Source organism: Streptomyces fructofermentans, from assembly GCF_014651055.1.
GTDB lineage: Bacteria > Actinomycetota > Actinomycetes > Streptomycetales > Streptomycetaceae > Streptomyces > Streptomyces fructofermentans.
The window spans coordinates 1-14422 of the sequence record NZ_BMWD01000028.1; the positions used below are offsets into that span (position 1 = coordinate 1).

The following is a 14422-nucleotide window of genomic DNA, read 5'->3' on the forward strand; positions in this document are numbered from 1 at the left end:
GGAGGGGGCCGGGCCGTCGCCCGCGACGTGCCGGGTCAGCGGACGAACACGCCCGCCTGTCCCGCCAGGTCGAGGAAGTACTGCGGCGCGACGCCGAGCACCAGCGTGACCGCCACGCCCACGCCGATCGCCGTCATGGTGAGCGGCGACGGCACGGCGACCGTCGGCCCCTCGGGACGCGGCTCACTGAAGAACATGAGCACGATCACACGGATGTAGAAGAACGCCGCGATGGCCGACGAGATGACACCGACCACGACCAGCGCGCCCGCGCCGCCCTCGGCCGCCGCCTTGAACACCGCGAACTTCCCGGCGAAGCCCGAGGTCAGCGGAATGCCCGCGAAGGCCAGCAGGAAGACCGCGAACACGGCGGCCACCAGTGGGGACCTGCGCCCCAGACCGGCCCACTTGGACAGGTGCGTCGCCTCGCCGCCCGCGTCCCGCACGAGGGTCACCACCGCGAAGGCGCCGATCGTGACGAACGAGTACCCGCCCAGGTAGAAGAGCACCGACGAGACGCCCTCCGGTGTCGTCGCGATGACACCCGCGAGGATGAACCCGGCGTGCGCGATCGACGAGTACGCGAGGAGCCGCTTGATGTCGGTCTGGGTGATCGCGACGATCGCGCCGCCCAGCATCGTGACGACCGCGACACCCCACATCACGGGCCGCCAGTCCCACCTGAGGCCCGGCAGGACCACGTACAGCAGCCGCAGCAGCGCGCCGAAGGCGGCCACCTTGGTCGCGGCGGCCATGAAGCCCGTGACCGGGGTGGGCGCTCCCTGGTAGACGTCCGGCGTCCACATGTGGAACGGGACGGCGCCGACCTTGAACAGCAGGCCCATCACGACCATCGCGACGCCGATGAGCAGCAGCGCGTCGTTGCCCATGGTGTCGGCGAGCGCCGGGTTCACCGTCTCGATGGAGCCGTCCACGACCTGGGCGACCGTCGCGTACGAGACGGAGCCCGCGTAGCCGTAGAGGAGGGCGATGCCGAAGAGGGTGAACGCGGACGCGAAGGCGCCGAGCAGGAAGTACTTGACCGCGGCCTCCTGCGACAGGATCCGCTTGCGGCGGGCCACGGCACAGAGCAGGTAGAGCGGCAGCGAGAAGACTTCCAGGGCGATGAACAGGGTCAGCAGGTCGTTCGCCGCGGGGAAGACGAGCATCCCGCCGATGGCGAAGAGCAGCAGCGGGAACACCTCGGTGGTGGTGAACCCGGCCTTGACCGCGGCCTTCTCGCTTTCGCTGCCCGGCACGGAGGCTGCCTGGGCGGCGAACGAGTCGACGCGGTTGCCGTGGGCCACCGGGTCGAGCCTGCGCTCGGCGAAGGTGAAGACGCCGAGCACGCCCGCCAGCAGGATCGTGCCCTGCAGGAAGAGCGCCGGTCCGTCGACCGCGATGGCTCCCATCGCGGCGATGCCGGCCTTGGTGGTGCCGTATCCGCCCGCCGCGAGCCCCACGACCGCGGCGAAGGCGGCGGCGAGGGCGACGACGGACATGAACACCTGGACGTGGTAACGGGACTTCCGGGGCACGAAGGCCTCGATCAGCACCCCGACGATCGCCGCACCGATGACGATCAGGATGGGCGACAACTGCCCGTATTCGATCTTCGGCGCGTCGATCTTGTCGATCGGGTCGGCCGCCATTGTCCACAGGCTGTGGACGGCTGCTGCGCTCACTTGGCCGCCTCCACCTCGGGCTGGGGGTCCTTCTTCTGGACGTCGGACAGGGTCTGCTGGACCGCCGGGTCGATGATCTCGGTCACCGGCTTCGGGAAGACGCCCAGGAAGATCAGCAGTGCGATCAGCGGGGCGACCACAAGGAGCTCACGCACCCTGAGGTCGGGCATCGTGGACACCTCGGGCTTGACCGGGCCCGTCATCGTCCGCTGGTACAGGACCAGCGTGTAGAGCGCGGCCAGCACGATGCCGAAGGTGGCGATGATCCCGATCACCGGGTAGCGCGCGAACGTGCCGACCAGCACCAGGAACTCGCTCACGAACGGCGCCAGCCCCGGCAGGGACAGGGTCGCCAGACCGCCGATCAGGAAGGTGCCGGCGAGCACCGGGGCGACCTTCTGCACTCCTCCGTAGTCGGCGATCAGCCGCGAGCCGCGGCGCGAGATCAGGAAGCCGGCCACCAGCATCAGCGCGGCGGTCGAGATCCCGTGGTTGACCATGTAGAGCGTCGCGCCCGACTGGCCCTGGCTCGTCATCGCGAAGATGCCCATGATGATGAAGCCGAAGTGGGAGATCGAGGCGTACGCCACCAGGCGCTTGATGTCACGCTGGCCGACCGCGAGCAGCGCCCCGTAGATGATGCTGATCAGGGCGAGGACGAGGATGGCGGGCGTCGCCCACTTGCTGGCCTCCGGGAAGAGCTGGAGGCAGAAGCGGAGCATCGCGAAGGTGCCGACCTTGTCGACCACGGCCGTGATGAGGACGGCGACCGGTGTGGTGGCCTCCCCCATCGCGTTGGGCAGCCAGGTGTGCAGCGGCCACAGGGGCGCCTTCACCGCGAAGGCGAAGAAGAAGCCCAGGAAGAGCCAGCGCTCGGTGGTGGTCGCCATCTCCAGCGACCCGTCGGCACGGGCGGCGGCGATCTCCTGGAGCGAGAAGCTCCCGGCGACCACGTAGAGCCCGATGACGGCGGCCAGCATGATGAGGCCGCCGGCCAGGTTGTAGAGGAGGAACTTCACGGCCGCGTACGAGCGCTGGGCCGCCGCGTTCTCGTCGGTGCCCGAGTGGGCCCGGTCCCCGAAGCCGCCGATGAGGAAGTACATCGGGATGAGCATGGCTTCGAAGAAGATGTAGAAGAGGAAGACGTCGGTGGCCTCGAAGGAGATGATCACCATCGCCTCGACGGCGAGGATCAGGGCGAAGAAGCCCTGCGTCGGCCGCCAGCGGCTGCTGTGGGTCTCCAGCGGGTCGGCGTCGTGCCAGCCCGCGAGGATCACGAAGGGGATCAGCAGGGCGGTCAGCGCGATGAGCGCCACCCCGATGCCGTCCACGCCCAGCTCGTAGCGCACCCCGAAGTCGCTGATCCAGGGGTGCGACTCGGTGAGCTGGTAGCGGTCGCCGCCGGGGTCGAAGCGGACCATGACGACCAGGGCCAGCACCAGCGTGGCGAGCGAGACGAGCAGCGCCAGCCACTTGGCCGCGGTACGGCGCGCGGCCGGCACGGCGGCCGTGGCGATCGCCCCGAGGGCCGGGAGCGCCGCCGTCGCTGTCAGGAGGGGAAAGGACATCGGTATCAGACCGCCCTCATCAGCAGGGTCGCGGCGACGAGGATCGCCGCGCCGCCGAACATCGAGACCGCGTACGACCGCGCGTAGCCGTTCTGGAGCTTGCGGAGCCGTCCGGAGAGGCCGCCCATCGAGGCCGCCGTACCGTTGACCACCCCGTCGACGAGGGTGTGGTCCACGTACACGAGGGAGCGCGTGAGGTGCTCTCCGCCGCGTACGAGCACGACGTGGTTGAAGTCGTCCTGGTAGAGGTCGCGCCGGGCGGCCCTGGTGAGCAGGGAACCGCGCGGGGCGAGCACCGGGACGGGGCCGCGCCCGTACTGGACGTAGGCGATGCCCACGCCGACGACGAGCATCACCATGGTGGCCAGGGTGACGGTCAGGGCGCTGACCGGCGGGTGGCCGTGGTCGTATCCGGTGACCGGCTCCAGCCAGTGCACGAACCGCTCGCCGATGCTGAAGTAGCCGCCGGCGAAGACCGATCCGAAGGCCAGCACGATCATGGGGATCGTCATGCTCCGGGGGGACTCGTGCGGGTGGGGCTCGTCGTGCTCCCCGGACGCGGGCGCGACGCCCGGCTCGGCCGGGGCCGCCGACTTGCGCCAGCGCTCCTCACCGAAGAAGGTCATGATCATCACGCGTGTCATGTAGTACGCGGTGATCCCGGCGCCCAGCAGGGCCACGCCGCCGAGGATCCAGCCCTCGGTGCCGCCCTTGGCGAAGGCCGCCTCGATGATCTTGTCCTTGGAGAAGAAGCCGGACAGGCCCGGGAACCCGATGATGGCGAGGTAGCCGAGGCCGAACGTGACGAAGGTGATCGGCATGTACTTCCGCAGGCCGCCGTACTTGCGCATGTCGACCTCGTCGTTCATGCCGTGCATGACCGAACCGGCGCCGAGGAAGAGCCCGGCCTTGAAGAAGCCGTGCGTGACCAGGTGCATGATCGCGAAGGCGTAGCCGATGGGGCCGAGGCCCGCCGCGAGGATCATGTAGCCGATCTGCGACATGGTCGAACCGGCGAGCGCCTTCTTGATGTCGTCCTTGGCGCAACCGACGATCGCACCGAAGAGGAGCGTGACCGCTCCGACCACGGTGACGACGAGCTGCGCGTCCGGGGCGCCGTTGAAGATCTCCCCGGAGCGGACGATCAGGTACACGCCCGCGGTCACCATGGTCGCCGCGTGGATGAGGGCCGAGACCGGGGTCGGGCCCTCCATCGCGTCGCCGAGCCAGGACTGCAGCGGCACCTGGGCGGACTTGCCGCAGGCGGCGAGGAGGAGCATCAGGCCGATGGCCGTGAGCCTTCCCTCTCCGGCCTCGTCGGCGGCCCCGAGGACCGGCCCGAAGGCGAAGGTCCCGAAGGTGGTGAACATCAGCATGATCGCGATCGACAGGCCGATGTCGCCCACGCGGTTGACCAGGAAGGCCTTCTTCGCGGCAGTGGCGGCGCTGGGCTTGTGCTGCCAGAAGCCGATCAGCAGGTACGAGGCGAGGCCGACGCCCTCCCAGCCGACGTACAGCAGGAGGTAGTTGTCCGCGAGGACGAGCAGCAGCATCGCCGCGAGGAACAGGTTCAGGTAGCCGAAGAAGCGGCGGCGCCGCTCGTCGTGCTCCATGTACCCGATCGAGTACAGGTGGATGAGCGAGCCGACACCGCTGATCAGCAGTACGAACGTCATCGACAGCTGATCGAGCTGGAAGGCCACGTCCGCCTGGAAGCCCTCGACGGGAATCCAGCTGAACAGGTGCTGGGACATGGCGCGGTCGTCCGCGCCCCTGCCCAGCATGTCGGCGAAGAGGACCACGCCGATCACGAAGGAGAGGGTCGACAGGGCCGTGCCGATCACATGGCCGACGGCGTCCAGCCGCCGGCCGCCGCAGAGCAGGACGGCCGCTCCGAGCAGAGGCGCCGCGACGAGCAGCGCAATCAGATTCTCAGCGTTGGACACGATTCAGCCCCTCACAGCTTCATCAGGCTGGCGTCGTCGACCGAGGCCGAGTGGCGGGAACGGAACAGCGACACGATGATCGCGAGCCCGACCACGACCTCCGCGGCGGCGACGACCATCGTGAAGAACGCGATGATCTGGCCGTCGAGGTTGCCGTGCATACGGGAGAAGGCCACGAACGCGAGGTTGCAGGCGTTGAGCATCAGCTCGACGCACATGAACACCACGATCGCGTTCCGCCTGATCAGCACGCCGGTGGCGCCGATCGTGAACAACAGGGCGGCGAGGTACAGGTAGTTGACGGGATTCACTTCGCGACCCCCTCTTCACGGCCGAGGCGTTCTCCGGCGCGCTGCTCCAGGGCCTTGAGATCCTGGATCGCCTCGTCGGAGACATCACGGATCTGGCCGCGCTCGCGCAGCGTCCGGCTGACGGTGAGTTCGGACGGGGTGCCGTCCGGGAGCAGGCCCGGGACGTCCACCGCGTTGTGCCGGGCGTAGACGCCCGGAGCGGGCAGCGGCGGAAGCTGCTTGCCCTCCCTGACGCGCTGCTCGGCCAGTTCGCGCTGCGTCCTGGCCCGCTCGGTGCGCTCGCGGTGCGTGAGCACCATGGCGCCGATGGCGGCCGTGATGAGCAGGGCACCGGTGATCTCGAAGGCGAAGACGTACTTCGTGAAGATGAGGGCCGCCAGGCCCTCCACGTTGCCGCCGGAGTTGGCCTGCGCCAGGCCGTTGAACTCCTGGAGCGAGGCGTTCCCGATGCCCGCGCAGAGCAGGATGCCGAAGCCGAGACCGCACAGGAGGGCCAGCCAGCGCTGGCCCTTGATGGTCTCCTTCAGCGAGTCCGCCGCGGTGACGCCGACGAGCATGACCACGAAGAGGAACAGCATCATGATCGCGCCGGTGTAGACGACGATCTGCACGATGCCCAGGAAATAGGCGCCGTTGGCCAGGTAGAACACCGCGAGGACGATCATCGTCCCGGCGAGGCAGAGCGCGCTGTGCACGGCCTTCTTCATGAAGACGGTGCACAGGGCGCCGACGACGGCGACGGTGCCGAGGACCCAGAACTGGAAGGCCTCGCCGGTGGAGGTGGCGTAGGCGGCGACATCCGTCATCGCCCGACCACCTTCCCCGACGCCGGCTCGTCCTCGCCGAAGGTCGAGGCGGCCTCCTGCGGGACCTCGCCCCGGGAGACGGCGACCTGGCGCTCCGTACCGGGCGCGGCCTCCGTGACCAGTCCCCGGTAGTAGTCCTGCTCGTCCGTGCCCGGGAAGATCGAGTGCGGCGAGTCGACCATGCCCTCCTCCAGACCGGCGAGCAGCTGCTCCTTGGTGTAGATGAGGTTGGCGCGGCTGCTGTCCGCCAGCTCGAACTCGTTGGTCATCGTCAGCGCGCGCGTGGGGCACGCCTCGATGCACAGGCCGCACAGGATGCAGCGGGCGTAGTTGATCTGGTAGACGCGGCCGTACCGCTCGCCCGGGGAGTAGCGCTCCTCCTCGGTGTTGTCCGCGCCCTCCACGTAGATGGCGTCGGCGGGACAGGCCCAGGCGCACAGCTCGCAGCCGATGCACTTCTCCAGGCCGTCCGGGTGGCGGTTGAGCTGGTGCCGGCCGTGGAACCGCGGGGCGGTGGTCTTCGGCTGCTCCGGATACTGCTCGGTCAGCCGCTTCTTGAACATGGCCTTGAAGGTCACGCCGAAGCCTGCGACGGGATTCTGGAAACCGGGTTTGGTCTCCTTCTGCTCATCAGCCATCGGACGCCTCCTTTCCGTCACGAGGTCCATCGGGTCCGTCACTGGCAGTATCGGGTCCGCCACTGACAATCAACTCCCGCTCCCGGCGCGGGCGTCGCCGCGGCACCGCGGGCAGCTCCTGTCCGGGCAGCGGCGGCACGGGGAATCCGCCCGCCATGGGGTCGAAGGCGACGGGCTCGGGAGGCGTCTCCTGGGATGCCTTCCGGTCACGCAGCGTGTCGGCCACGAAGGAGAGCAGCAGCAGGAACAGGACTCCGCCGCCCACGTACAGGGCGATGTCGGCGAACTCGTAGTTCTCGTTGCGGAGGGTCCGCACGGTCGCCACGAGCATCAGCCAGACCACGGAGACCGGGATGAGGACCTTCCAGCCGAGCTTCATCAACTGGTCGTAGCGGACCCGGGGCAGCGTGCCGCGCAGCCAGATGAAGAAGAACAGCAGCAGCTGCACCTTGATGACGAACCAGAGCATCGGCCACCAGCCGTGGTTGGCGCCCTCCCAGAAGGTGCTGACCGGCCACGGGGCCCGCCAGCCGCCCAGGAACAGCGTCACCGACACCGCCGAGACCGTCACCATGTTCACGTACTCGGCGAGCATGAACAGCGCGAACTTGATGGAGGAGTACTCGGTGTTGAAGCCGCCGACGAGGTCGCCCTCGGACTCCGGCATGTCGAACGGGGCGCGGTTGGTCTCGCCGATCATCGTCACGATGTAGATCAGGAACGACACCGGCAGCAGGAGGACGTACCAGCGGTCCTGCTGCTGGGCGACGATCTCCGAGGTCGACATCGAGCCGGAGTACAGGAACACCGACGCGAACGCGGCGCCCATGGCGATCTCGTACGAGATCATCTGCGCGCAGGAGCGCAGGCCGCCCAGGAGCGGATAGGTGGAGCCGGAGCTCCAGCCGGCCAGCACGATGCCGTAGATGCCCACCGACGCGACCGCGAGGATGTACAGCATCGCGATCGGCAGGTCGGTGAGCTGCATCGTGGTGCGCTGGCCGAAGATCGAGATCTCGTTGCCGGCCGGGCCGAAGGGGATCACCGCGATCGCCATGAAGGCCGGGATCGCGGCGACGATCGGCGCGAGGACGTAGACGACCTTGTCCGCGCGCTTGACGATCAGGTCTTCCTTGAGCATCAGCTTCACGCCGTCGGCGAGCGACTGGAGCATGCCCCAGGGGCCGTGGCGGTTGGGGCCGATGCGCAGCTGCATCCAGGCGACGACCTTGCGCTCCCACACGATGGAGAAGAGCACGGTGACCATCAGGAAGGCGAAGCAGAAGACCGCCTTGACGACGACGAGCCACCAGGGGTCGCGGCCGAACATGGAGAGGTCCTCCGCGGCCAGGTACACGGGCGCGGCGAGGTTCCCGGTCATGCCTCCACCTCCTTGGGGGACTCGGTGGCGGGCGTCGCCGGGCCGATGCGGACGAGTGCGCCGGGCAGGGCGCCCGTGTCCGAGGCGACGCCCCCTTGGGCGGAGTTCAGCGGGAGCCAGACCACGCGGTCGGGCATCTCGGTGATCTGCAGCGGGAGTTCGACCGCTCCGGCGGGACCCCGGACGGCCAGGGTGTCGCCGTCCTTGACGCCCGCCTCGGCGGCCGTCGCGGCCGAGACACGCGCGCGTGCGGCGTGCCGGGTCCCGGCGAGCGCCTCGTCGCCCTCCTGGAGGCGGCCCCGGTCGAGCAGCAGCCGGTGGCCCGCGAGCACGGCCTCGCCGGCGGCGGGCCTCGGCGGCTGCACTGCGGCCTCGGCGGGCGCGGTGGCCCGCGGCCCGTCCCAGCCGCCGAGCCGGTCCAGCTCGGCGCGCGCGGTGCGCAGATCGGGCAGCCCCAGGTGCACGTCCATGGCGTCGGCCAGCATCTGCAGGACGCGGGCGTCGGCGGGCGCGACCCGTCGGGTCATCTGGTCGGGCTTCAGGGCGGCGTCGAACAGGCGCGCCCGGCCCTCCCAGTTGAGGAAGGTGCCCGCCTTCTCGGCGACCGCGGCGACGGGGAGGACCACGTCGGCGTGCCGGGTGACCTCGCCGGGCCGCAGCTCCAGCGAGACGAGGAAGCCCACGGCGGACAGCGCCTCGCGCGCCCGGGCCGGGTCGGGGAGGTCCGCGACCTCCACGCCCGCCACGACGAGCGCGGACAGTTCACCGGTGGCGGCGGCCTCGACGATCTGACCGGTGTCGCGGCCGTAGCGGTGCGGCAGTTCGGCGACGCCCCAGGCGGCGGCGACCTCGTCCCGCGCGCGCGGGTCGGTGGCCGGGCGTCCGCCGGGCAGCAGCGAGGGGAGCGCGCCCGCCTCGATCGCGCCGCGCTCACCGGCCCTGCGGGGGATCCAGACGAGCTGGGCGCCGGTGGCGGCCGAGGCCCGTACCGCGGCGGTGAGCCCGCCGGCCACGGAGGCCAGCCTCTCGCCGACGACGATCACGGCACCCTCGGCCCGCAGGGCCTCGGCGGCCTTCGCCCCGTCGCCCTCCAGTCCGGTGCCGGAGGCCAGCGCGTCCAGCCACTGGGTCTCGGTGCCCGGCGCGGCCGGCAGCAGGGTGCCGCCCGCCTTCTCCAGTCCGCGGGTGGCGTGCGTGGCGAGGGAGAAGGTCTTCTGCCCGTGCCCGCGCGAGGCCTTGCGCAGCCGCAGGAAGACGCCGGGGGCCTCCTCCTCGGACTCGAACCCGGCGAGCAGGACGGCGGGTGCCTTCTCCAGCAGGGTGTACGTGACGCCCGTGCCGTCGAGGTCCCGTCCGCGTCCGGCGACCCGGGCGGCCAGGAAGTCGGCCTCCTCACCGCTGTGCACGCGGGCCCGGAAGTCGATGTCGTTGGTGTCGAGCGCCACGCGCGCGAACTTGCTGTACGCGTAGGCGTCCTCGACGGTCAGCCGGCCGCCGGTGAGGACGGCGGACCTGGAGCGCGCGGCCAGCAGTCCGCGGGCCGCGGCCTCCAGCGCCTCGGGCCACGAGGCGGGCTCCAGTTCCCCGGACTCGCCCCGAAGCAGCGGTGTCGTCAGCCGGTCCCGCTGCTGCGCGTACCGGAAGCCGAACCGCCCCTTGTCGCAGAGCCACTCCTCGTTGACCTCGGCGTCCGGGGCCGCGAGGCGCCGCATGACCTTGCCGCGCCGGTGGTCGGTACGGGTCGCGCAGCCGCCGGAGCAGTGCTCGCACACGGAGGGCGAGGAGACGAGGTCGAAGGGCCGGGAGCGGAAGCGGTACGCGGCGGACGTGAGGGCCCCGACCGGGCAGATCTGGATGGTGTTGCCGGAGAAGTAGGACTCGAAGGGGTCGCCCTCGCCGGTGCCGACCTGCTGGAGCGCGCCGCGCTCGATCAGCTCGATCATCGGGTCGCCCGCGATCTGGTTGGAGAAGCGGGTGCAGCGGGCGCACAGCACGCACCGCTCGCGGTCGAGGAGCACCTGGGTGGAGATCGGTACGGGCTTCTCGTAGGTCCGCTTCCTGCCCTCGAAGCGGGACTCGGACCTGCCGTGCGACACGGCCTGGTTCTGCAGCGGGCACTCGCCGCCCTTGTCGCAGACCGGGCAGTCCAGCGGGTGGTTGATGAGCAGCAGCTCCATCACCCCGTGCTGGGCCTTCTCGGCGACGGGCGAGGTGAGCTGGGTCCGCACCACCATGCCGTCGGTGCAGGTGATGGTGCAGGACGCCATCGGCTTGCGCTGGCCCTCGACCTCGACGATGCACTGCCGGCAGGCGCCGACCGGGTCGAGGAGCGGGTGGTCGCAGAAGCGGGGGATCTCGATGCCGAGCTCCTCGGCGGCCCTGATGACCAGGGTGCCCTTGGGCACGCTGATCCCGACGCCGTCGATCGTCAGCGAGACGAGATCCTCCGGCGGGACCGCCGCCTCTCCGCCCCCGGAGGGAGCGCTCGTGGTCACGGTCATGCGTTCACCTCCGTGTGCTTGTCCGCCCAGGCCGTCGACTTCGCCGGATCGAAGGGGCAGCCGCGGCCGGTGATGTGCTCCTCGTACTCCTCGCGGAAGTACTTGAGGGAGGAGAAGATCGGCGAGGCGGCGCCGTCACCGAGGGCGCAGAAGGACTTGCCGTTGATGTTGTCGGCGATGTCGTTCAGCTTGTCGAGGTCGGACATGGCGCCCTTGCCGGCCTCGATGTCGCGCAGGAGCTGCACGAGCCAGTACGTGCCCTCGCGGCAGGGCGTGCACTTGCCGCAGGACTCGTGGGCGTAGAACTCGGTCCAGCGGGTGACCGCCCGGACCACGCAGGTCGTCTCGTCGAAGCACTGGAGCGCCTTGGTGCCGAGCATGGAGCCCGCGGCGCCCACTCCCTCGTAGTCCAGCGGGACGTCGAGGTGCTCGTCGGTGAACATCGGGGTGGAGGAGCCGCCCGGCGTCCAGAACTTGAGCCGGTGGCCCGCCCTCATGCCGCCGCTCATGTCGAGGAGCTGGCGCAGGGTGATGCCGAGCGGCGCCTCGTACTGGCCGGGGCTGGTGACGTGGCCGCTGAGCGAGTACAGCGTGAAGCCCGGGGACTTCTCGCTGCCCATCGACCTGAACCACTCCTTGCCCCTGTGGAGGATCGCGGGAACCGACGCGATCGACTCCACGTTGTTCACCACGGTCGGGCAGGCGTAGAGGCCCGCGACCGCGGGGAAGGGGGGACGCAGCCGGGGCTGGCCGCGGCGCCCTTCGAGCGAGTCGAGGAGAGCCGTCTCCTCACCGCAGATGTAGGCGCCGGCGCCCGCGTGCACGGTGAGCTGGAGGTCGAGTCCGCTGCCCAGGATGTTCTCGCCCAGGTATCCCGCGGCATAGGCCTCGCGCACGGCCTCGTGCAGCCGGCGCAGCACGGGGACGACCTCGCCGCGCAGGTAGATGAAGGCGTGCGAGGACCGGATCGCGTAGCAGGCGATGACGATGCCCTCGATGAGGCTGTGCGGGTTGGCGAACAGGAGCGGGATGTCCTTGCAGGTCCCGGGCTCCGACTCGTCGGCGTTGACCACCAGGTAGTGGGGCTTGCCGTCGCCCTGCGGGATGAACTGCCACTTCATCCCGGTGGGGAATCCCGCGCCGCCGCGCCCGCGCAGACCGGAGTCCTTCACGTACGCGATGAGGTCGTCGGGCGACATGGCGAGGGCCTTGCGCAGGCCCTCGTACCCGTCGTGCCTGCGGTAGACGTCCAGGGACCAGGCCCTGTCCTCGTCCCAGAAGGCGGAGAGTACGGGCGAGAGCAGCTTCTCGGGCGTTCCGCCGCCGGCCTCCGGCTGGGAGGTGCCCCCGTATTGAGTGGACAAGGTCATCACTCCCCCTCCTCGGCTGCGGGCCCGGCCGGGTGGGCGGGGTCGGAGGCCGACGTGTCCTGCGGCGCGTCGTGCGAGCTGAGGTGCTCGGTCGGCGACGGGTCGTGCGGTGCGCCGTCCCGGGGGGCTCCGGGGCCGCGCGGGTGCACCACGCGCGCCGCGGACGTCTCGCCCCTGGCCAGCCGCAGACCGATCAGCGAGGCCGGGCCGGCGCTTCCGCTCGCCTCGACCGCGCCCTCGCGCTCGTCCGGGAAGCCCGCCAGGATGCGGGCGGTGTCCTTGAACGTGCACAGCGGCGCGCCGCGCGTCGGGTCGACCTGGTTGCCCGCGCGCAGGTCGTCGACGAGCGCCTTCGCGCTCGACACGGTCTGGTTGTCGAAGAACTCCCAGTTGACCATCACCACCGGCGCGAAGTCGCAGGCCGCGTTGCACTCGATGTGCTCCAGCGTGACCTTGCCGTCGTCGGTGGTGCCGCCGTTGCCGACGCCGAGGTGGTCCTGGAGGGCCTCGAAGATCGCGTCGCCGCCCATGACCGCGCACAGCGTGTTGGTGCAGACGCCCACCTGGTAGTCGCCGCTCGGCCTGCGCCGGTACATGGAGTAGAAGGTGGCGACCGCGGTGACCTCGGCCGTGGTCAGGCCGAGCACGTCGGCGCAGAACCTCATGCCGGTACGGGTCACGTGGCCTTCCTCCGACTGCACGAGGTGCAGCAGCGGAAGGAGGGCCGACCGGGAGTCCGGGTAGCGCGCGATCACGTCGTGCGCGTCCGCCTCCAGCCGGGCGCGGACGTCGTCCGGGTAGTCGGGCGCGGGCAGCTGGGGCATGCCCAGACTGACACCCTGCTCGGAAGGAGTGGTGGTCACCGGTCGACGCCTCCCATCACGGGGTCGATGGACGCGACGGCGACGATGACGTCGGCGACCTGGCCGCCCTCGCACATCGCCGCCATGGCCTGCAGATTGGTGAAGGACGGGTCGCGGTAGTGGACCCGGAAGGGGCGGGTGCCGCCGTCGGAGACGACGTGCACGCCGAGTTCCCCCTTGGGTGACTCGACGGCCGCGTACGCCTGTCCCGGCGGGACGCGGAAGCCCTCGGTCACCAGCTTGAAGTGGTGGATCAGGGCCTCCATGGAGGTGCCCATGATCTTCTTGATGTGGTCGAGCGAGTTGCCGAGGCCGTCGGGGCCGAGCGCGAGCTGGGCGGGCCAGGCGATCTTCTTGTCCGCGACCATGACGGGGCCGGGCTCCAGCCGGTCCAGGCACTGCTCGACGATCGACAGCGACTGGCGCATCTCCTCCAGCCGGATCAGGAAGCGCCCGTACGCGTCGCACGTGTCGGTGGTCGGGACGTCGAAGTCGTACGTCTCGTATCCGCAGTACGGCTGCGCCTTGCGCAGGTCGTGCGGCAGACCGGCCGAGCGGAGGATCGGCCCGGTGGCCCCCAGGGCCATGCAGCCCGTCAGGTCGAGATGGCCGATGTCCTGCATACGGGCCTTGAAGATGGGGTTCCCGGTGGCGAGCTTGTCGTACTCGGGAAGGTTCTTCCGCATCGTCTTCACGAACTCGCGGATCTGGTCGACCGCGCCCGGGGGCAGGTCCTGGGCGAGTCCGCCGGGCCTGATGAACGCGTGGTTCATGCGCAGGCCGGTGATCAGCTCGTAGATGTCGAGGATGAGTTCACGGTCACGGAATCCGTAGATCATGATCGTGGTGGCGCCCAGCTCCATGCCGCCGGTGGCGATGCACACGAGGTGGGAGGAGAGCCGGTTCAGCTCCATGAGGAGCACGCGGATGATCGTCGCGCGGTCCGGGATCTGATCCTCGATGCCGAGCAGTTTCTCGACGCCGAGGCAGTACGCGGTCTCGTTGAAGAAGGACGTCAGGTAGTCCATGCGCGTCACGAAGGTCGTGCCCTGCGTCCACGTACGGAATTCGAGGTTCTTCTCGATTCCGGTGTGCAGGTATCCGATGCCGCAGCGGGCCTCGGTGACCGTCTCGCCGTCGATCTCCAGGATGAGCCGGAGCACGCCGTGCGTGGACGGGTGCTGGGGTCCCATGTTGACGACGATGCGCTCGTCGTCGGCCCGGGCCGCGGTCTGGACGACCTCGTCCCAGTCGCCGCCGGTGACCGTGTAGACGGTGCCCTCGGTCGTCTCTCGGGCGGATGCGTGCGTCATTGAGGCCTCCCGGAGGGAGTGGTGGAGGGACGGTGGTCTG

General features: G+C 70.0%; 11 protein-coding genes. All 11 read right to left on the bottom strand.

What is annotated here, in order from left to right; translation table 11 throughout:
- Nucleotides 1–35: 35 nt before the first annotated feature.
- The 11 genes from nuoN to IE265_RS30505 are packed head-to-tail and all read right to left on the bottom strand — an operon-like array spanning nucleotide 36 to nucleotide 14382.
- The gene (gene nuoN / locus IE265_RS30455) at nucleotides 36–1685 is read right to left on the bottom strand and encodes an NADH-quinone oxidoreductase subunit NuoN (RefSeq protein WP_190038963.1); all 1650 of its coding nucleotides are present in this window, start codon (nucleotides 1683–1685) and stop codon (nucleotides 36–38) included.
- Nucleotides 1682–3253 carry an NADH-quinone oxidoreductase subunit M gene (locus IE265_RS30460; protein WP_190038964.1) on the bottom strand — a complete coding sequence of 524 codons (1572 nt, stop codon included), beginning with the start codon at nucleotides 3251–3253 and terminating at the stop codon, nucleotides 1682–1684. The genes nuoN and IE265_RS30460 overlap by 4 nt, the downstream gene beginning before the upstream one ends.
- Before the next feature lie 5 nt (nucleotides 3254–3258).
- A complete protein-coding gene (gene nuoL, locus IE265_RS30465; RefSeq protein WP_190038965.1) occupies nucleotides 3259–5199 on the bottom strand; it encodes an NADH-quinone oxidoreductase subunit L in 1941 nt (646 codons plus the stop codon).
- Between the two features lie 11 nt (nucleotides 5200–5210).
- On the bottom strand, nucleotides 5211–5510 hold the full coding sequence (gene nuoK, locus IE265_RS30470; protein WP_004927567.1) for an NADH-quinone oxidoreductase subunit NuoK: 300 nt from the start codon (nucleotides 5508–5510) through the stop codon (nucleotides 5211–5213).
- On the bottom strand, nucleotides 5507–6316 hold the full coding sequence (locus tag IE265_RS30475) for an NADH-quinone oxidoreductase subunit J (protein WP_190038966.1): 810 nt from the start codon (nucleotides 6314–6316) through the stop codon (nucleotides 5507–5509). The genes nuoK and IE265_RS30475 overlap by 4 nt, the downstream gene beginning before the upstream one ends.
- Nucleotides 6313–6954 (bottom strand): NADH-quinone oxidoreductase subunit NuoI, encoded by a 642-nt coding sequence (gene nuoI / locus IE265_RS30480; RefSeq protein WP_190038967.1) that lies wholly within the window; start codon nucleotides 6952–6954, stop codon nucleotides 6313–6315. Before nuoI ends, IE265_RS30475 begins: the two co-directional genes overlap by 4 nt.
- A complete protein-coding gene (gene nuoH, locus IE265_RS30485; protein WP_190038968.1) occupies nucleotides 6947–8335 on the bottom strand; it encodes an NADH-quinone oxidoreductase subunit NuoH in 1389 nt (462 codons plus the stop codon). Before nuoH ends, nuoI begins: the two co-directional genes overlap by 8 nt.
- Nucleotides 8332–10836 carry an NADH-quinone oxidoreductase subunit G gene (locus IE265_RS30490; protein WP_190038969.1) on the bottom strand — a complete coding sequence of 835 codons (2505 nt, stop codon included), beginning with the start codon at nucleotides 10834–10836 and terminating at the stop codon, nucleotides 8332–8334. The genes nuoH and IE265_RS30490 overlap by 4 nt, the downstream gene beginning before the upstream one ends.
- Complete coding sequence (nuoF, locus tag IE265_RS30495) at nucleotides 10833–12206, bottom strand: NADH-quinone oxidoreductase subunit NuoF (RefSeq protein WP_190038970.1); 1374 nt, start codon at nucleotides 12204–12206, stop codon at nucleotides 10833–10835. The genes IE265_RS30490 and nuoF overlap by 4 nt, the downstream gene beginning before the upstream one ends.
- Nucleotides 12206–13069, bottom strand: a complete 864-nt coding sequence (nuoE, locus tag IE265_RS30500) for an NADH-quinone oxidoreductase subunit NuoE (RefSeq protein ID WP_190038971.1) — start codon at nucleotides 13067–13069, stop codon at nucleotides 12206–12208. Before nuoE ends, nuoF begins: the two co-directional genes overlap by 1 nt.
- Entirely contained in the window at nucleotides 13066–14382 is a 1317-nt protein-coding gene (locus IE265_RS30505; protein ID WP_190038972.1) for an NADH-quinone oxidoreductase subunit D, read from the bottom strand. The genes nuoE and IE265_RS30505 overlap by 4 nt, the downstream gene beginning before the upstream one ends.
- Nucleotides 14383–14422: the final 40 nt, after the last annotated feature.

Coding starts and splice junctions, on each gene's coding strand:
- IE265_RS30460 (WP_190038964.1), bottom strand. CDS start 3,253: ATGTCCTTTCCCCTCCTGACAGCGACGGCGGCGCTCCCGGCCCTCGGG.
- IE265_RS30475 (WP_190038966.1), bottom strand. CDS start 6,316: ATGACGGATGTCGCCGCCTACGCCACCTCCACCGGCGAGGCCTTCCAG.
- nuoI (WP_190038967.1), bottom strand. CDS start 6,954: ATGGCTGATGAGCAGAAGGAGACCAAACCCGGTTTCCAGAATCCCGTC.
- nuoH (WP_190038968.1), bottom strand. CDS start 8,335: ATGACCGGGAACCTCGCCGCGCCCGTGTACCTGGCCGCGGAGGACCTC.
- IE265_RS30490 (WP_190038969.1), bottom strand. CDS start 10,836: ATGACCGTGACCACGAGCGCTCCCTCCGGGGGCGGAGAGGCGGCGGTC.
- nuoF (WP_190038970.1), bottom strand. CDS start 12,206: ATGACCTTGTCCACTCAATACGGGGGCACCTCCCAGCCGGAGGCCGGC.
- IE265_RS30505 (WP_190038972.1), bottom strand. CDS start 14,382: ATGACGCACGCATCCGCCCGAGAGACGACCGAGGGCACCGTCTACACG.